Source organism: Methylopila turkensis (assembly GCF_027922325.1).
Taxonomy (GTDB): Bacteria; Pseudomonadota; Alphaproteobacteria; order Rhizobiales; family Methylopilaceae; genus Methylopila; species Methylopila turkensis.
In genome coordinates, this window is sequence record NZ_BSFL01000001.1 from 910,501 (window position 1) to 927,988 (window position 17,488).

General features: G+C 67.2%; 18 protein-coding genes and 1 pseudogene. 6 read left to right on the plus strand and 13 right to left on the minus strand.

Annotated elements, in window-relative coordinates:
* Window positions 1-127: 127 nt before the first annotated feature.
* Complete coding sequence (locus PKE78_RS04270; RefSeq protein WP_271199596.1) at window positions 128-1,795, plus strand: glycosyltransferase family 2 protein; 1,668 nt, start codon at window positions 128-130, stop codon at window positions 1,793-1,795.
* Complete coding sequence (locus PKE78_RS04275; protein ID WP_271199597.1) at window positions 1,792-2,256, plus strand: hypothetical protein; 465 nt, start codon at window positions 1,792-1,794, stop codon at window positions 2,254-2,256. The genes PKE78_RS04270 and PKE78_RS04275 overlap by 4 nt, the downstream gene beginning before the upstream one ends.
* A 21-nt stretch (window positions 2,257-2,277) precedes the next feature.
* Here PKE78_RS04275 and PKE78_RS04280 read toward each other — a convergent pair whose 3' ends face one another.
* The 3 genes from PKE78_RS04280 to PKE78_RS04290 are packed head-to-tail and all read right to left on the minus strand — an operon-like array spanning window position 2,278 to window position 5,034.
* The gene (locus PKE78_RS04280) at window positions 2,278-2,715 is read right to left on the minus strand and encodes an ATP-binding protein (RefSeq protein WP_271199598.1); all 438 of its coding nucleotides are present in this window, start codon (window positions 2,713-2,715) and stop codon (window positions 2,278-2,280) included.
* A 4-nt stretch (window positions 2,716-2,719) separates the two neighbouring features.
* The gene (locus PKE78_RS04285; RefSeq protein WP_271199599.1) at window positions 2,720-3,058 is read right to left on the minus strand and encodes an STAS domain-containing protein; all 339 of its coding nucleotides are present in this window, start codon (window positions 3,056-3,058) and stop codon (window positions 2,720-2,722) included.
* Entirely contained in the window at window positions 3,055-5,034 is a 1,980-nt protein-coding gene (locus PKE78_RS04290) for a SpoIIE family protein phosphatase (protein ID WP_271199600.1), read from the minus strand. The genes PKE78_RS04285 and PKE78_RS04290 overlap by 4 nt, the downstream gene beginning before the upstream one ends.
* Before the next feature lie 14 nt (window positions 5,035-5,048).
* Here PKE78_RS04290 and PKE78_RS04295 point away from each other — a divergent pair, with 14 nt between their 5' ends.
* Window positions 5,049-6,098: an endo-1,4-beta-xylanase gene (locus PKE78_RS04295; protein ID WP_271199601.1), complete on the plus strand. Its 1,050-nt coding sequence runs from the start codon at window positions 5,049-5,051 to the stop codon at window positions 6,096-6,098.
* Window positions 6,099-6,498: 400 nt separating this feature from the next.
* On the opposite strand, the gene PKE78_RS04300 is transcribed toward PKE78_RS04295, so the two are convergent.
* Window positions 6,499-7,392, minus strand: coding sequence for a LysR family transcriptional regulator ArgP (locus tag PKE78_RS04300; RefSeq protein WP_271199602.1), 894 nt, complete (start codon window positions 7,390-7,392; stop codon window positions 6,499-6,501).
* A gap of 74 nt (window positions 7,393-7,466) precedes the next feature.
* On the opposite strand from PKE78_RS04300, the gene PKE78_RS04305 reads away from it, so the two are divergent.
* The 3 genes and pseudogenes from PKE78_RS04305 (at window position 7,467) to PKE78_RS04315 (ending at window position 9,638) form a co-directional block, all read left to right on the plus strand.
* On the plus strand, window positions 7,467-8,087 hold the full coding sequence (locus PKE78_RS04305) for a LysE/ArgO family amino acid transporter (protein ID WP_271200065.1): 621 nt from the start codon (window positions 7,467-7,469) through the stop codon (window positions 8,085-8,087).
* A gap of 21 nt (window positions 8,088-8,108) precedes the next feature.
* Window positions 8,109-8,718 (plus strand): annotated as a pseudogene (locus PKE78_RS04310) (LysE family translocator).
* Between the two features lie 23 nt (window positions 8,719-8,741).
* A complete protein-coding gene (locus PKE78_RS04315; protein WP_271200066.1) occupies window positions 8,742-9,638 on the plus strand; it encodes a dihydrodipicolinate synthase family protein in 897 nt (298 codons plus the stop codon).
* Window positions 9,639-9,836: 198 nt separating this feature from the next.
* On the opposite strand, the gene PKE78_RS04320 is transcribed toward PKE78_RS04315, so the two are convergent.
* The 9 genes from PKE78_RS04320 to PKE78_RS04360 form a co-directional block, all read right to left on the minus strand.
* A complete protein-coding gene (locus PKE78_RS04320) occupies window positions 9,837-10,271 on the minus strand; it encodes a chorismate mutase (protein WP_271199603.1) in 435 nt (144 codons plus the stop codon).
* 94 nt (window positions 10,272-10,365) lie between these two features.
* Window positions 10,366-11,205, minus strand: coding sequence for an oxidoreductase (locus PKE78_RS04325; protein WP_271199604.1), 840 nt, complete (start codon window positions 11,203-11,205; stop codon window positions 10,366-10,368).
* Window positions 11,206-11,402: 197 nt separating this feature from the next.
* Window positions 11,403-12,176, minus strand: a complete 774-nt coding sequence (locus PKE78_RS04330; protein ID WP_271199605.1) for a molybdopterin-binding protein — start codon at window positions 12,174-12,176, stop codon at window positions 11,403-11,405.
* Window positions 12,173-13,027 carry a cytochrome b/b6 domain-containing protein gene (locus PKE78_RS04335; RefSeq protein ID WP_271199606.1) on the minus strand — a complete coding sequence of 285 codons (855 nt, stop codon included), beginning with the start codon at window positions 13,025-13,027 and terminating at the stop codon, window positions 12,173-12,175. Before PKE78_RS04335 ends, PKE78_RS04330 begins: the two co-directional genes overlap by 4 nt.
* 99 nt (window positions 13,028-13,126) lie before the next feature.
* Entirely contained in the window at window positions 13,127-13,759 is a 633-nt protein-coding gene (locus PKE78_RS04340) for a hypothetical protein (RefSeq protein WP_271199607.1), read from the minus strand.
* A 129-nt stretch (window positions 13,760-13,888) separates the two neighbouring features.
* Window positions 13,889-14,134 carry a hypothetical protein gene (locus PKE78_RS04345; RefSeq protein WP_271199608.1) on the minus strand — a complete coding sequence of 82 codons (246 nt, stop codon included), beginning with the start codon at window positions 14,132-14,134 and terminating at the stop codon, window positions 13,889-13,891.
* Between the two features lie 266 nt (window positions 14,135-14,400).
* Entirely contained in the window at window positions 14,401-14,775 is a 375-nt protein-coding gene (locus PKE78_RS04350; protein WP_271199609.1) for a response regulator transcription factor, read from the minus strand.
* Window positions 14,776-14,876: 101 nt separating this feature from the next.
* Window positions 14,877-15,542, minus strand: a complete 666-nt coding sequence (locus tag PKE78_RS04355; protein WP_271199610.1) for a response regulator transcription factor — start codon at window positions 15,540-15,542, stop codon at window positions 14,877-14,879.
* Window positions 15,539-17,452 carry a PAS domain-containing sensor histidine kinase gene (locus tag PKE78_RS04360; protein ID WP_271199611.1) on the minus strand — a complete coding sequence of 638 codons (1,914 nt, stop codon included), beginning with the start codon at window positions 17,450-17,452 and terminating at the stop codon, window positions 15,539-15,541. The genes PKE78_RS04355 and PKE78_RS04360 overlap by 4 nt, the downstream gene beginning before the upstream one ends.
* Window positions 17,453-17,488 lie beyond the last annotated feature (36 nt).

Genomic DNA, 17,488 nt, shown 5'->3' on the forward strand with positions numbered 1-17,488 from the left:
ACTATCGACGCTTCACCAGCTCCTATGGCAATTCTGTGCGGTCGCGAGCCTTACGTTTGGCGTCTGGTACATTGGGTGGCGGTGGCTTTATTCGATCAACTTTGACGCGCTTTGGCTCTCACTGCCCTTGGTCGTCGCGGAAACGGCGGCTTTCGTCGGCCTGATTCTCTTCACCGTGAACCTCTGGACGGATCGCAGCGTCGAGCCCGGCGCGCCCCCGGCTCGGCTCCGGGACGTTCTGGCACCCGACGATCCCGCAGAGGACCGGCCGATCGAGGTCGACGTCTTCTTCGCCACCTACAGCGAGGACCCGGAGCTGGTACGGCTCGGATTGCAGGACGCCAAACAGCTCGTCTACCCGCATCCGATCGTCATCCGGGTGCATGTGCTGGACGACGGCAAGCGACCTGCGATGGAGCAGGTGGCGCGCGAGGAAGGCGTGAACTACCTCACCCGTTCCGACAACGTCGGCTTCAAGGCGGGCAATCTCAGAAACGCGCTGTCCGCGACCTGGGGCGATTTCGTGGTCATCTGCGACGCCGACACCCGGCCGTTTCAGACGATGCTCGAGCAGACGCTGGGCTATTTCCGCGACCCGAAGATGGCGTGGGTCCAGACGCCCCAATGGTTCTCGGACATCCCGCCGGGCAGGTCGCTCGAGCGCGCGCTCGGGCGCTGGTTCGGCCGGCCCGGCGCCGGCGTCGGGCGAGCCTTCGAAAACATGTTCGGTCCGGTCCGCATCGGCGAGGATCCGTTCGCAAACGACCCGCAGTTGTTCTTCGACTACATCCAGCGGCGCCGAAACTGGGCCAACGCCAGCTTCTGCTGCGGGGCCGGATCCATTCATCGCCGCGAGGCGATCATGGAGGCGGCCTTGCGTCAGTGGTCCGACACGATCTCCGCCGCCGCGGCGAGCGGGGAGCGCGCGGCGCTGCGGCTCACCGGCGAGGCGGCGCTCGACGAGAGCGTCATGTCGAGCCTGCGCTGGCAGGGCGCGCTCGCCGAGGAGTTCACGCCGTACAAGTTCCACGTCTCGGAGGACATCTACACCTCGTTGGTCCTTCATTCCGACCGCGAGCGCGGCTGGAAGTCGGTGCTGCACCCCGTGGTCCAGTCCCACATGCTGTCGCCCAACGATCTGCTGAGCTGGACGATCCAGCGTTTCAAATACGCCGGCGGCACCCTCGACATCCTGTTCCACGACAACCCGCTGTTTCGCCGCGGCGGCCTGACGCTCGCGCAGCGGGCGATGTACGCCGCGACGTTCTATTCCTATCTTTCACCGCTCTGGAACGTGGTGTTCCTCGCCGCGCCGGTGATCTTCCTGTTCACCGGCGTCGCGCCGGTCTCCGGCTACACGCTCGACTTCTTCCTCCACATCGCGCCGTTCCTGTTCCTGAACGAGCTGGCGCAGATGCTGGGGATGTGGGGCGTGTCGAGCTACAAGGGGCGTTCCTGGTACCTCGCCATGTTCCCGCTCAACCTGAAGGCGCTCCTGACCGTGGCGCGGGGCAAGAAGATCTCGTTTCCCGTGACGCCGAAGGACCGCCAGGAGGGCGTCTATCCACAGCTGGTGCGGGTGCAGATCGCGATCGCTGTGGTGACCCTGGCGGGGCTCGCCTGCGGCTGGTTCGCCTACGCGCTCGGCCGCGAGGCCTACAGCCTGGGGGCGATGATCGCCAATACGCTCTGGGGCCTGAACAACGTCTACGCCATGACGCCGATCATCCGCGCCGCCTACTGGAGGCCGGACGAAGAACAGGCGCCTGAAGCGCCTGCGGAGGTTGCGCGATGAGAATTCCGGAAGGCCTGCTGCGCGCGCGGTCCCAGATCGTCTTTCTTGTGGCGCTCTTCGTGTCGACGCTCGCCATCGTTCAGCTCGAGACGCTCGATCTCGACGCCCGCTCCCGCGCCCGCGCCGCGGCCGAGATGCGCGCGGAGGCGATCGCCGGCCGCCCGCCGCAACCCGAGCTGGAAGAGCCGCTGCGCGCCGCCGCGGCGCGCGCCGAGGCCGCCTTCGCCCGGTCGGAACCGGGATCGGCGGCCGCCCTGCTGATGGCGCTGTCGGCGTCTGTGGAGGCCGGTTTCGTCCGGCGCGAGCACGCGGCGCCGCGGGTCGAGGCGGCCGTCGCGGCCCTGCGGAAGGAGAATGCGGAGACCCCGCAAGCGGCGGCCGCCAGCGCCATGGCGGCGGTGGCGTTCCCCGAACATGCGAGCAAGCTGATCGAAGCGGCGAACCTTCGCGCCGAGCGCTGACGGCGAGCCTGCGCGCCCGCCTCAGGACGCCGCGATGCGCTTCACCATCCGCAGCCGGTTCTCGCCGGGGCGTGAGACGTAGTCGACCTCGTCCATGCTCATGCGGATGAGGGTAAGGCCCATGCCGCCCTCGGGAAGACCGGCGACGTCGGTCGCGTCGAAGTCGAACGCCAGCGGCTCGCCGCCCTTCACGATGCGCTCCGGGATCGGGGTGGCGTGGTCGACGACCTCGACCTCGACCTCTGAGCGGGTGAGGGTGACGTTAACGTCGACAGCCTCGCCCCGCCGTCCCCGATAGCCATGCTTGATGATGTTGTTCATGGCCTCGACGACCGCGAGTTCGACCGCTTCCGCATCTTCGCGCCCTAACAGGTTGTCGCAGAGAGACCGCACCGCTCGGGCAATAAATTCGACCTGATTGAGGTCGCTGTCGATGGAGAGGCGGACCACGCCGGGCATGGCGTCAGCCCGCCACGCTCTTCAGGGCGTCGTCGACGCTTGCGTGCAGCGGAAACACGCGATCCATGCGGGTCAGAGCGAAGAGCTTCGCCACGGCGCCCTTGGCGCCCGCCACGGCGAGGTTGCCCCGCGGCCCGATGCGCTTGAGGCAGGAGACGATGGCGCCGAGCCCGGAGCTATCCACGAAGTCCACCTTGCTCAGGTCGAGCACCAGGCGAACGTGCCCCCGGTCGATGCGCTCGATCATGGCCGTCTTGAATTCCGGCGCCCTTGCGGCGTCGATGCGGGAATCCTCCACGCGAACCACGAGAACGTCCCCATGCGCGGTGTCGTTCAGAGTCATGCCACCTCCCGGTCGGTCGTGCGCTCGATCACGAGCACGGTCAAATCGTCGTCGAGATCGTCGGAGCCGCGCCAGCGGCGCACTTCCTCGTCGATCGCTTCGAGCAGTTGCTCGGCGTCCGCGTTGGCGTGCCTCTTGATCAAGGCCGGCAACTGCTCGCCAAAGGGCCGGCCTTGGGCGTCCTCCGCCTCGGTCAGTCCGTCGGAGTAAAGGATGAGCCGCTCGCCCTCCTCGAGCCGGAAGGCAGCTTCGTCGTAGTCCGCCTCAGAGATCATCCCGACGGGAAGTCCGCCCTCTCCGACCGTGCGCCGACTGCCGTCGCGCGACACGATCAGCGGCGCGGGATGACCGGCCTGCACGAGCCGACCTTCGCCGTTCACCGGGTCGACCTCGCCAAAGACCATGGTGAAATACGGCAGTTCGTCCGGCCAATCGCTATTGATGCCCTTAGCCAGGACCGCAAGCGACGCATCGCCGTGGCGACCCAGCGCGGCCTGAGCCAAGGCGTTTTGCGACGCCACGGAGACAAGAGCCGCCGGCGCGCCATGGCCCGCCACGTCGATCTGGAAAAAGGCCACAGCGCCGTTCGGTCGCCGGATGACGTTGTAGGAATCGCCGGCCACTACGCTCGATGGCCGGAACAGGCCGACGTGCCGCAGAGGCCCGAGCCGGCCGTTCGGAGGCAGCAGCGCCTCCTGGATCGCCGCCGCGGCCTCGAGGTCGCGCCTCAGCTGGGCGTAGGCGCGGGCCAGGCTCTCGTTCAGCGCATCGCGCTCGCGCTGGAGGCGCTGCCGCTGCATCGCGTTCGCCTTGAACGTGCGAAAGGCCGTCTGCATCGCCCCGATTTCGTCGCGTCGCTTGGGCCTCGGCAGCTTCACGTCGAGGTCGTTCTCGGCGAGCCGCAGCATGGCCGCCGAAAGCTCCTCGATAGGCTCGATGACGCGACGGCGCACGATCAGCATGACTCCGGCGCTCGCGAGCAGGCCTGCAGCCAGAAGGCCCGCCCACATCGCCATCAGCCGCTCTCCTGCCGCCTCCAGGTCTCGAAGGCGTCCCTCGGAACTGCGCAACAGGGTTCGTTGGGCGTCGTCCACGTCCGCGATGGAACCGGTCGCCGCCTCGAACCAGCGCTCCCCGGTCCCTGGAACCCTTGTCCCTTGGCGGAGATTGCTTAGGAGGTTGAGCGCCGCCGGCCTGAAAACGCCGTCGAACTCCTTCCGCACCGCGTTCATGGCGTCGGCGATACCGGGACGGAGACCTAAGATCTGCCGTTCGTCAGTCAGCTCCAAGGCGAGGGTCGCCGCACCGAGATCGCGAGCGACCTCGTCGAAAGCTCTGCTTTCGGCGGCTGAGTCCACTCCGTCTGCGGCGGCGAGCCGGGCGCGGACGCGCCCCATGTGCTCGCCCATGAGCCCAAGCGCACGGCGCAGCCGCGACTCGGTCGCGAGCGCGGTGTCCTGAAGCGGCGCGTCCTGCAGGAGAGAGAGGCGCAGAGAACCAATCGAGGCGATCAGGTCCGTGACCGTGTCGAACCAGCGGTTGGCGAGGCGCCGGCTTCGCGGCTCATCGCCGGCTTCGCGCGCCTTGTCCACATCCTCCCGGAGGGCGTTCAAAACGTCGGTCGCCGCAGCGAGCGTCGCGCGGATCGCCTCCGGACGTGACAGCAAATCTTGCCGCCGGCGGACTTCCGCAAGAGTCGCTTCAAGCGTCAGATCGACCCCGGCGCGCGCGGCGCGTAAGCGTCGTACGAATTCTTCGGATGTTTCGGCGCTCCTCAGAATGACGAAGGCGCGACCGCGTTCCTCTCCCAGACGGCTGCCGAGAAGCAGCAGCTTTCCACGCAGGGAATCATGAGCGTAAAGCCGCTGCGCCTCGAACCGCGCGTTAGCCTGCGCGAGCAGCTGACCTCCGACCGCGACAACGAGCGCCAGAGCGAGTACGCCGGTGAGCATCTGAAGTGTCGTGCGGATTGTCATCAGTTGATAATCTCATGCGTTCCCCTCGACTCCGAAAGCGACCTCCGCTGGCGCCTTCCATATCTCTCGCCTCCGCCGCGGCCCAGGCTGGCCTGATCTACGGCGCGGCCGCATCCAACGCCGACCTCGAGGACGAGGTTTTGCGCCGGGCCCTCGTGCGCGAGTGCGGCGCCGTCACGCCGGAATTCGAGATGAAGTGGGATGCGATCGAGCCTGCCCCGGGAGAGTTGCGTTTCGAAGCGACGGATCGGCTGCTGGATTTTGCCTGCTCCCATGGAATGGCATTTCGCGGCCACACGCCTTGGTGGCATTTGTCCACCCCTCGCTGGTTGGACGGTGCCGAGGCCAAGGACTTCGCCAAGGCCGCTCGCTCGCACTTGGTGGCGGTGGCGGAACGTTACACCGGTCGAATTCACTCCTGGGACGTCGTCAACGAGGCGGTCGAGCCGGCTGACGGCCGACCCGACGGGTTGCGTCGATCAGCGTTTTTGTCGGCGCTCGGACCAAGCTATGTGGCGGAGGCTTTCGGAACGATTGCGGAGATCGATCAAACTGCGCTGCTCGTTCTCAACGAGATGGGCCTCGAGTACGAGGCTCCGGCGGCGCAGACGAAGCGACGCGCCGTTCTCCGTCTGCTCGAAGGTTTGGTGGGCGGCGGCGCGCCCGTAGGCTGCCTCGGCCTGCAGTGCCATCTCTCCGCGTCCGACCGGCCCTCGGAGAACGTGGAGTTCCGCGGATTTCTGCGAGAGGTCCGAGCCCTGGCGCTGAAGGTCATGATCACGGAGCTCGACGTCGACGGAGCGGGCGTCAGAGGCGACCGGGCCGTGGTCGATCAGGCCGTCGCGGACGTTTACGCCGACATTATCGAAACGGTCGCCGCGGAGGGCGACCTGGTCGGCGTGATCACCTGGGGCGTCTCGGACGCCAAGTCCTGGCTCAACAGTAGAATAAATCATCGGCCTGCGCGCGCATTACCTCTCAATGAAGCGGGCCGTCCGAAGCCTTCGTGGCGAGCGCTGGCGCGCAGCCTTGAGAATATTCATGCCGCAGGAAAACTTACATAATGAGATGATAGAGCGATAATATCCGACTTTACAGTCCGCTTGCTGAGATATGACTAAATGAACTGTGTTTTGTGTCGATCCAACGCTCCCGCAGCGCTAGTCATCATGCCGATATTATGCTCTAGTGTTTGGCTTCTGGTTGCCGATGGGCGCAAGGCGCTCGCAGCGCATCCGCCGCCGTGACGGGCGATGCCGCACACAATCGTCATTGCAACGCCTTTGCACGCCGGGGAGCCAACCCTCACGACGTCCGCAACGGGTTATCCGCGACCGGTGACGCGCAGCCGAATAGCGCCAACAGCGGACGTTGTCAGCCTTCCGACGAGCGGACGTCAGCGCAGGATGACCACCGGGTAGCGCTCGTCCCCGAAGGACGATCGTCCATTTTTTGCCCGCACGTTCACAGATCGGATCTCCCGGCGGCGGTGGCGCGAACGGCGTCGGTCAGACGGTCAAGCAATCCGGATGAAAGCCGAGCAACCGTCCAGAAGAGCTTGACCTCGATGCGATGCGTCGGCGGCAGTTCGATCAGCCGACCGGAGGCTATGTGCTCTTCGGCGAGAGCGATGGGCTGCATCCCCCAGCCAAGCCCGGCCATGGCAAGGTCGAGAAAGCCATGTGTCGAGGGAACCCAGTGTGTCGGCGCTGCGAGATCGACGCCGAGCCCTTCGGCAGCCCATCGGGCTTGAAGCTGATCGCGCCGGTCGAAGCGCAGGTGCGGCGCCTTCGCCAGTGTCCCGGCGTTCACGCCGTCGCCGAAGCAGCGGGTCACGAAGGCCGGGTTGGCGCACGCCGCGTAGCTGATGGCGCCCAGCGGGATCGTTCTGCACCCGGGCACGGGCGTCGGATCGGCTGTCACGGCGGCGAGAACCTCGCCTGACCGAAGCCGATCGGCGGTGTGGCCTTCGTCGTCGAGCGTAAGGTCGAGCGTCGCGCTCGTGCCGAGCCCGAAATCAGCCACAGCCTGCGGAAACCACGTCGCAAGACTGTCGGCGTTAACGGCGACTTTGAGAGCGAGCGGTTGGCCCGGTCTCGCGCCTTCTCGCGTGAGGTCGGGCGAAAGGTCCGCCTCCAGCAACCGTACGCGGTCCAAATGGGCGCACAGGCTGCGTCCGTGATCGGTTGCCAAGCATGGCTGTCCTCGGACGATGAGGATTGCGCCGAGCCGCTCCTCGAGACCACGCACCCGCTGGGAGATCGCAGACGGCGTCATCCCGAGCGCCTTGGCGGCGCGCTCGAAACTGCCTTCGCGGATCACCGCGCCGACAGCGTTCAGGGATGCATAATCCAGCATGGATGAAGCCTTGCTTCATCCACATAAGCAAAACAAGCTTTCCTTATGTCACGAACGGTCTCACCAACGCCGCCATGACAAACGTGTTGGCGCCTTTCCTCACCGGCTTGGCTCTGTCAGCGGCGCTGATCATGGCGATCGGCGCACAGAACATCTTCGTTCTGCGCCAGGGTCTGCGACGACAACATGTGGGCCCCATCGTCCTGTTCTGCGGATGCGCGGATGCCGTTCTGATCGTTACGGGGGTCGGAGGCGTGGGCGCCGCTCTGGCCGCCGTCCCAAAGCTTGCGACACTGTTGTCGATCGGTGGCGCGGCGTTCCTCGGCTGGTATGGCCTCGCCGCGCTTCGCCGAACGGTGACGCCCGGCGTCCTGGCCGTGGCCGCGGATGACGGCATGACGCTCGGGCGGGCGATGGCGGCCGGCGCCGCTTTCACATTCCTGAACCCACACGTTTATCTCGACACGGTGTTGCTGATGGGAGCGGCCGGATCTGCGCAGCCTGAGGCTACGAGGCCTATCTTCGTCATAGGCGCGGCGACCGCGAGCTTCGTCTGGTTCGCCGCCCTGGGGTATGGCGCACGGATTCTGGAGCCGTTGTTCCGTCGTCCCGCCGGATGGCGCGTGCTGGATGCGACCGTCGCCGTCGTTATGCTGACGCTGGCAGGTTCGCTGATCGCAAACGTCGTTCGATAAACAGGCGCCCAACCTATGCACGTGCAGGATTTCCTGATCGTTTACACCGCCTATGTCGTTGCTGCGGGAAGCCCGGGCCGAGCAACATGGCGATCATGAACACGGCCATGCGGTATGGCCGACGGCCGGCGTTGGTTCTGGCGTCCGGCGTGCTCGCCATATCGACATGCTGGGGGTTGATCGCGGCGAGCGGCGTTTGACACTTCTCGCGACCTACGCCCACGCGCTGGTCGTGCTCAAGGTGGGCGGTGGCGTCTATCTCCTATGGCTCGCATGGCGGGCGGCTCGATCCGCGGCCGCCCTGGGCGGCGCCGCGGACGCTCCTGCCGGTACGTCGCCGGGGACCTAGGGCTTCTACCGCCGGGGTGTGCTGATGCATGTGGGAAACCCGAAGGCGGTCCTCGCCTGGGTCGCGATCATGTCGCTCGGGTTGAAGCCGGGCGCGGCACCTGAGACCGTCGCGGCTGCCTTCGGCGGCTGCGTCATGCTTGGCGTCCTTATCTTCTCCGGCTATGCGCTGCTGTGCTCAACGGTGCCGATGATGCGCGGCTATGCGCGGGCTCGGCGCTGGATCGAGGCGGGGCTCGCCGCCGTCTTTGCGGGGGCCGGCGTCCGTCTGCTCCTGTCCTGATGATCATGCCCGAGGATAAGCCGATGCCGGCGACGGCTCTGTTTTACGGCCTATCGGCCTTCCCCCTGACCCCCGCCGACGATCAGGGGCGCGTCGACACCAATACGTTGGCCCGACTGCTCGATCGCTTATGTGAAGCCCGCGTCGATTCGATCGGCCTCCTCGGCTCGACCGGTGTTTACGCCTACCTGACGCGCGAGGAGCGACGGCGCGCCGTCGCGGCAGCGGTGGACTGTGTCAGCGGACGGGCGCCGCTCATCGTCGGGGTCGGAGCGCTGCGCACCGATCAGGCGCAGGCGCTCGCCCGCGACGCGGAGGCCGCGGGGGCCGACGGGCTCCTGATGGCCCCCGTCTCCTACACGCCGCTGACGCAGGACGAGGCCTACGAGCACTTCCGAGCCGTCGCCTCCGTCTCGGACCTTCCGCTCTGCATCTACAACAACCCGGGCACGACCCATTTCACCTTCGGGGCCGAGCTTCTGGGACGGCTCTCCGAGATCGAGTCCATCCGCGCGGTGAAGATGCCCCTGCCGGTGAACGGCGACTTCGCCGGGGAAATCGCACCCCTTCGCGCGCGCACGCGGTTCGCGGTCGGCTACAGCGGCGACTGGGGCATGGCGGCCTCCATGCTGGCCGGTGCCGACGCGTTCTACAGCGTTCTCGGGGGCATGCTTCCGCAGCCGGCTCTGGCGTTGGTCCGAGCGGCGCAGGCCGGCGACGCGGAGGAGGCGCGCCGCATCGATGCGACGCTGGCCCCGCTCTGGGACGCTTTCAAGGTCTACGGCAGCTTGCGCGTCATGTATGCGCTGCTCGGCATTCTCGGGCTCGGAACGGCCGCGCCGCCGCGACCCATCTTACCGCTGGGGTCGGACGTGCAGCGAGGGGTGGCGTCGGCGGTCGAGCCGCTTCTCGATCGCTGACCGTCGTTCCGAACGCCCTTGGCCGATCGTGGCCGGCCAGGATGCGCCAGGAGCGGAAGTAACGGCCAGCATGACAAGCGGACGTTCGGGTCGCGGGACAATAGGCCCGGGGCGTGGACTCGCGTCGGCGGATCTATGCGCGGGAAGCTGCGACCCCGATCGTGAGCAACGATCGTTTCGCCAGCAGGCGTCCGGGGTTCAGCGGGCCGGATGGCGCATCATCTCGGCGGCGGCTCGGCGCTCGTCTTCGGCAAAGCCCGCGGTCATCGCCCGGTACGTCATCTCCGCGACGTCCGGGTTCAGCTGGCGCTCCTCGGCAAGTCTCCGAACCTTGCGGATAATCGCCTCAACGCGCCCCTTGTCCTCCACGGCGGCCGGGGTTTGCTTGAACCGGGCGGCTTCATGCACATAGGCGCCGCGTTCCGCCATCAGCTCAATGAGAGCGCCGTCGATGCGATCAATGTTCTCTCGAACCTCTCCGAGAGTTCCGCAGCATTTTCCACCGTCCACCGTTGGCGCTCCCCAGAAGGCGGGAGCTTCGGTGTTTGCGCGCGTGTCCGCCAACGCACACTCGCGGCCCGCGAAGGCGAGGCCGCCGGCCACAAGGATCCTGATCGCGCTTTGCATCTTCATCGTCTTTATCACTCCCGGGGGTAGAGCCAACGCTCCGTCAGGATGAGGGCGGCGTCCTTGGGAGGCGCGCGCATGACATTCTAAAGCCGTCGCCTCACATGAAGCCTGTCGAGCGCGAAACGTGCGCCCAATCGGTCATCTCCTTTTTCAGCTGGTCGATCTTCCGTTCGACCAGCTCCAGCGCATCTTCGCCGAGATAGAGCCGGACCGGCGGCGCGGCCGCTTCCACCAGCTTGAGAAGCGCCTGGGCCGCCTTGGCGGGATCTCCCGGCTGGTTCCCACTCTTCGCCTGTCTCGCGGCGCGCAGCGGATCCATGACAGCGTCGTAATCAGCGATGCTACGCGGGCTGCGCTGCATCGATCGCCCGGCCCAGTCGGTGCGGAACTGCCCGGGCGCGAGGGCCGTCACATGCACGTTGAACGGCGCGACCTCTTTGCCGAGGGCTTCCGAGATGCCCTCCAGAGCAAACTTGCTGCCGCAGTAGACGCTGATCCCGGGCATGGTGATGAAGCCGCCCATGGAGGTGACGTTGACGATCCGGCCGCCGCGCCGGCTGCGCATGCCGGGAAGTACGGCCTTGATCAGCGCGACCGCCCCGAAGACGTTGACGTCGAACTGACGGCGGAGGTCCTCCATCGTGGACTCCTCCAGAGCGCCTTCGTGACCATAGCCGGCGTTGTTGACCAGCACGTCGACGGGGCCGAGGCGCCGCTCCACCTCGGCGACCGCGGCCGGCATGGCGTCAAAATCCGTGATGTCGAGCTGGACGGCGAGCGCGCGGCCCGACGCGAGCGTCTCGAACAAGCGCGCGGCCTCGGGACTGCGGACCGTGCCGGCGACCTGATGGCCAACGTCCAGCGCAGCCTTGGCAAATGAGCGGCCGAGGCCGGAGCTCACGCCGGTGATCAGAAACGTCTTGCTTCTAGAGGCCATTGAGATCCTCGAGTGTAGGAAAATGAGGCCGCTTTGTGTTTAGCGGCCGTCTTCTCTCGGGCCGCCCGTTTGACCGGGCGCCGGAACGTCCGCCGAGAGAGGAATCCCGCCGCGGTCACGGCGGCGCTTCTCTCGATCAAGAGTGTTGTGGCTAAGCGCTTGAGCGCGCCCGACTCCGCCACGGCATGCGCCGCCGCTCAGATCCCCGCGTACCACTCGTAACCGCGGTCCTCCCAGTAACCGCCGCCGCCGCCCCAGAAGGAGGCGAAGCTGTCGACGACCTCGATGCGCATCAGATATTTCGCCTGTTTGTAGCCGAGCTGACGCTCGACCCGCAGGCGCAACGGCGCGCCGTGGCCCACGGACAGGTCCTGGCCGTTCATCGCGTAGGCGAGGATCGTCTGCGGGTGGAAGGCGTCGATCAGATCCACGCTTTCATAGTAGCGGCCGCTTCCGTCGAGCGTCTTCTCCAGCTCGTCGGCGCAATGGAACACGACGTATCGCGCCGAAGGCTTGATCCCGACCGCAGTGAACAGGGCCCCGAGCGGAACGCCGGTCCACTTGCCGATGGCGCTCCACCCCTCGACGCAATCGTGACGGGTGATCTGGGTGCGCGCCGGAAGCGCCTTCAGCTCCGCCAGCGAGAACGCCTGCGGCCGCTCGACAAGGCCGTCGATCCTCAACCGCCAATCCGCGAATTTGCCTTCGAGGAGCCGCGCATACTCGTCGCTGTCGGGTGCGCTCGTCCCGTTTACGCGGAACGTCGGCGAGATGTCGGCCTCCAAGTACTCTCGAGCTAGCGCACCTCGACCCTGAAGCAGTCTCTGGAGCTTCATCGTCAGCGTCTCGGCGGAGCGCAGCACAGCCTGGGTCTGCTCGTTCGGCTCCAGCAGGTCGCAGCCCCCAAGGGCGACGGCGCCCGCTCCGAGACCGCTTCCGATCAGGAACCGGCGGCGTGTGAGGCGGGTCATGCGCGGGGCCCTTCCTGCCGGATGGCGTAGCGGCCGGTGATCATCGAACGCATGTTGTTCCAAGGCCCGGAGAGGACGACCATGGCGACGTGGACGAACACGAAGCCGACGAGCAGCGACGCTGTGACGAAGTGGATCGTTCGGGCCGACTGTCGCCCGCCGAAGAGGTCGAGAAGAACGGGAAAGGCCGCGTTCACGCCGGGCGACATGGTGAGGCCGGTCAGCGCCATAAGCGGAAGCAGGCCTGCGATCACGCCGACATAGGCGAGCTTTTGCAGCGTGTTGTAGCTCCGGGCGTTCTCGCCCGAGGGGAACCGCAGGCGCACGTGGTCGACGATCTCCCGCCAGATGTGGCGGGGCGCAAGGTCTCTGCGGCCGGGCGCGAGATCGCGGCGAAGATGGCCGCTCGCGACGCCGTAGCCGAGATAGAGCAGGCCGTTGATGACGAACGCCCAGGCGAAGAATAGGTGCCAGCGCCGGCCCATGGCGAGATCCTGATGGGACGGGAGCGTGAGCCAGCTCGGAAAAGCTCGGGACGTCCACTCGCCGTCCGCCTTCGACACGCCGAGCACGCCGGTCGTGGCGACTGAGGCTCCGGCGACGGTGAGAAAGCCGCTCGGAGCTCCTTGATCGCCGCGCGCGCCGATCTCGATCGCGGCGGGATCGGCGTCCGAACCGTACTGGCCCCAATGCAATCGGGGATAGGCGTTGAAGATCTGAAGCCCGCTCGCCAGCAGCACGCCGAGGCACAGAACGTTGATCCAGTGCGTGAGCCGCGTCACCGCGGAGTGGCGGCGGACGAGGACGGTCTTCGCCGGATGGGGCTTCGCGCCCATGGTTTCCTGGGACATGGAGTTCTCCTGAGGGGGGAGCGGCGCGGTCAGGCGCGCCCCCGCGCCCGACCGGCCCGGCGCGGGGGACGGCTCGCCAGGGCCGGCCGCGTCGCGGAACTACATCGGTGGGACGACGCCGTTGGAGCCCACCACGATCCGCTGCGCGGCGATCGCGCCGGCCGCGCTCTTCTGGGCCTGAACGAAGACGACCGCATCGGGCTTCAGGTCGGCCTCGGTCGCAGCCGCCAGAGTGACCACGGGCGTGCCGTCGGGGATGGCGATCGTCTTCGCCTTGCCGTGATAGGAGACGGTGACGGATCGGCCGTTCACGTCCTTCACCGCGTCGGCGACCGTGGCGTTCGTCATGGTGCTGTTGGGCTTCAGGTCCCAGCCATAGCTGCCTTCGGCGGTTCCCTTCAGCGCGGCGGGGAAGATCAGCACCTCGAGCGCGCCGTCGCCCCCGTCCTTCGTGGGCAGCGATGCGATGCCGACGTAGTCGCCGGGCTTGATGTCGGCCACGCTCGCGCGGGCGACGCTCGACACGCCCCATCCCGGCGCCAGCGCGACGTCGACGACCTCGCCTTCGCGGGTTCGGACCTTCAGGGCGTCATGATCGAAGCTGACGATGGCGCCGCGCAACCGCACCGACTCGGCCATGCCGGTCTCCGCCGAGGCAGACGACAGGAGGGAGGCCTGCAGGGACAGGCTGGCGATCGCGGCGAGCGTCACGGGGAGGAGTTTGCGGATCATCTGAATTCCTCGAGTTCTATGCGTTGAGGAGCCGGCTGGCGCCGTCCTGTGTTCGCGGGTCAGGCCGTGGCGTCCGTGATCCCAGCCCCCGCGCCTCGAACGGGCGAGGGCCGGGAGGGGATCGCGTGATCAGCCGTTGTTGTCGTTCGCGTCCCAGCGGTCGGCGACGGTCGGCGTGTGCGGAGCGGGATAGAAGCGCTGCTTCGGCGCATGACGGACCCCGGCGGCGTCCGACGAGCGCTCCAGGCCCGGCGTCGCGGCGGCGCACTGGGACGCGGACAGGGCGTGATCGCCGCCCGGATGGCGCAGGGTCCCGGCGGACGCCGCGCTGGTGGCCAGAGCCAGAGCGCCCATGGCGTAGATGATGGTCTTCATGATGTTCTCCCGTTGTTAGGCGTCGTCGGGCGACGACGTCTTGGGGAGAAAGCTAGTTCTGCGCGGCCACAGAAGACATTGCACCTCGATATCGCGAACCCATACGTTGGTTTGTGTCGCCTAGTCCTCGTATCAGCGCGTCCGAGGACTTCGAGGTTTCGACGCGCGGCCCGACGTCATTTCGCGCAGCCGGCGCGGCTCACCGGCTTCGAGACGGTCCGGAGGCATGTCGCTCCCGAAGCGTGGTGGCCGGACATGCGTGGTCGTTACGCCGGCCGGGCGAGGGCGTCCTCGATGCAGCGGATGATCGTGTCGCCGTCGGAAGGCTTGGCGAGGAAGCAATGCGCGCCGTTCGCCATGACCCGGCGGCGCACCTCGTCGGTGGGAAACGCCGTCATGAAGATGATCGGGAAGCGGCGCCCCGCGGAGACCAAGGCTTCCTGCAACTTGTCGCCCGTCATGGCCGGCATCTGCACGTCAGCGATCATGCAGGAGGGTTCCTGCGCCATATCCGCGCGCAGGAATTCGAGGCCCGACCCGTAGGTGCGCGCAAGGTAGCCGAGCGAGCGCACGAGGCTCGCCAGCGACATGCGGACGCCCTCGTCGTCGTCGACGATCGCGATAGTCGGCGCCTCGGCCATGAAAATCCTCTGTGCGTCCCTCACGGACGCAACGAGCGGTGCTCAGCTCCGGTTCAATCTAAAGCTGCTGGCGCAACCCGAAAATCATACACAGGTTTGCGTCATGACGACCGCGGGTCCGTCACGCCGAGCGCTTGCGCCATCCGCACCAACTCGGCGAGCGACTTGGCGTTCATCTTGCGCATGGCGGAGCCGCGGTGAATCTTCACTGTGATTTCGCTCAGGCCGATCTCGCCCGCGATCTGCTTGTTCATGAGGCCGGCGGTGACGTAACTCATGACCTCGCGTTCGCGGGCGGTGAGCGCGGCGTAGCGGGCTTTGAGATCCGTCTCGGCCGCCAGTTCGCGCCGCCGCAGCGCATCCCGCTCGATCGCGCTCATGACCGCGTCCAGCATGTCCTGGTCTCTGAACGGCTTCGCCAGGAAGTCGACGGCGCCCGCCTTCATGGCGCGCACGGACATGGGGATGTCGCCATGCCCGGTCATGAAGATCACTGGCAGATGCACGCCGGCGGCCGCGAGCTGTTGTTGGAAGTCGAGCCCGCTGATCCCCGGAAGCCGGACGTCGAGGACGATGCAGCTCGGGACGTCCGGCGCGGGTCGCGCCAGCAGGTCCGCCGGCGAGCCGAACAGTTCGACGTGAAGGTCCACGGACCGGAACAGGCTGCCGAGGGACGCGCGGATTCCTGCGTCGTCGTCCACCACCACGACGACGCGCTTGTCCGCAGGCTCGTCGCCGCCCGAAACTTTGCCGCCCTGCCGGATCATTCTGGGCCCTGTGCGGCGACGGGGATCGTGAAGATGAAGCGCGCGCCTTCGCCCGCCGGGCTCTCGACCGAGAGCCGGCCGCCGTGAGCTTCGATGGTGGAGCGGCAGATCGCAAGGCCCATCCCCATTCCGTCCTCCTTGGTCGTGAAGAACGGATCGAACAGTTTGCCGAGGTTCGCCTCGGGGATCCCGGGCCCGCTGTCGGCGACCGTCACGGCGACATGACCGGCGCCGTCGGTCGCGGCTCCGACCCACAGCCGGCCATCCGGCGCGCCGGCCATGGCGTGGGTCGCATTCACCGCGAGGTTGACCAGCACCTGCTGCAACTGCACCCGATCGCCCAAGACCCTCGGCAGCTTCGGGTCGAGCCGCAGATGGACGGTCGCTCCGGATCTCGTCAGCTCCCGCTCGACCAGCAGGATCGCGTCCTGCACGAGCTCCACCACATCGAGGACGTCGCGCCTGATCGGCCCCTTCGTCAGGAAGGCCCGGATCCGGCGGACGACGGCGCTCGCTCGCTTACCCTCCTCGATCGCCCGGACGAGCGCGGTCGAGACCTCCTCGAGATCCGGCTCCGCCCGGCGCAGCCAGCGGAGCGCGGCCTCGCCATTGGTGACGATCGCGGCGAGCGGCTGGTTGACCTCGTGGGTGATCGAGGCCGTCAGCTCGCCCAGGGTCGCGACGCGCGCGGCATGGGCGAGCTCCGCCTGAGCCGCCAGAAGCGCGTTCTGGGCTTCGTTGCGCTCGGTAGCGTCGACGACGAAGGCCAGCACCTCGCCGTCGTTGCCCTCCTCGACGGCCGGGAAGGTCAGTCCGAAGATCACGGGCACGCGCCGTCCGTTGGAGGCCCGTATCTCCGTTTCGCCCTCGAAGAACCTGTCGCCCCGGCAAAACGCCGCAAGCGAGCCCACGAAGGTCTGGTCGGCCTCTCCGAGGATGCCGTCGAGCGATCCGGGCAAGCTCACCGCGCTGTCGGCTCCGGTGATCTCGAGGAAGGCGGCGTTGACGTCGGTGATCCGGACAAGCGCCTTCGCCCGCTCCACGAAGTCGGGGTTCGCGTCAATGTAGCGGAGAAGATCGGCCTCCCCCGTTGAGGTCAGCCGCCGCAGCTCCGTCCGGAGCGCGGACCAGTCCTCCTGGAGCAGGCCCACGCGGTTCGCGTCGAACATGCGCCGGTAGCGGCGTTCGCTCTGGGCGAGAGCCCTGTGCGACGCCTCGCGCTCGGTGACGTCCCGGTGCGTCTCCAGGACCCTGAACGGCTGGCCTGGACCGCCGCGCTGCAGCGCCCAGCGGCTTTCGACGACGATGGTCGCGCCCGCGTTCGTGCGCTGGCGCAGCACGCCTTCCCAGCGCGATGTCCGGAGCAGCTGCCGCTCAATGTCGGCCCGCTTGGTCGGGTACTCCGTCGCGAGCAGTTCGTCCGCGACCTTGCCGATCGCCGCTTCGGCCGGCCACCCGTACCGATTTTCGGCTCCGCGGTTCCAGAAACGGATAATGCCGGCCGCGTCGCGGACGAAGATCATGTCGTGCGAGAGGTCGAGCAGTCGGGCCTGCTCGCGGAGCCTGTTGGTGGCTCTCAGGTTCTGCAGCGAGAGCACCGTGCCGATGCCGATCGCAGAGAAGCTCACGGCCAGACGTATGGTCGACGATCCGAATTGATCGACGCCGTGCATGTAGACGTAGGCCAGCGCCGCCAACGCCACGCTCGCCGCTGAAGCGACGAGCAGATCGGTCTCGGACACTTTGGCGGCGATCAGGATGACGAGGACGTAGAGCACCGCCACCGCGCTCTGAAGCGGCGTGAACGCGTCGATGAAGAAGACTCCGAGCGCGAGAGCCCCCGCCAGCGCGCGCAGGACTATGCTACGGGGCCAGACCGGGGTCGCCGGCTCGGTCGCTGCTATCGTCAACGTCTTCCCCTACAGACGCCCCCCTTGCCGCGGGGC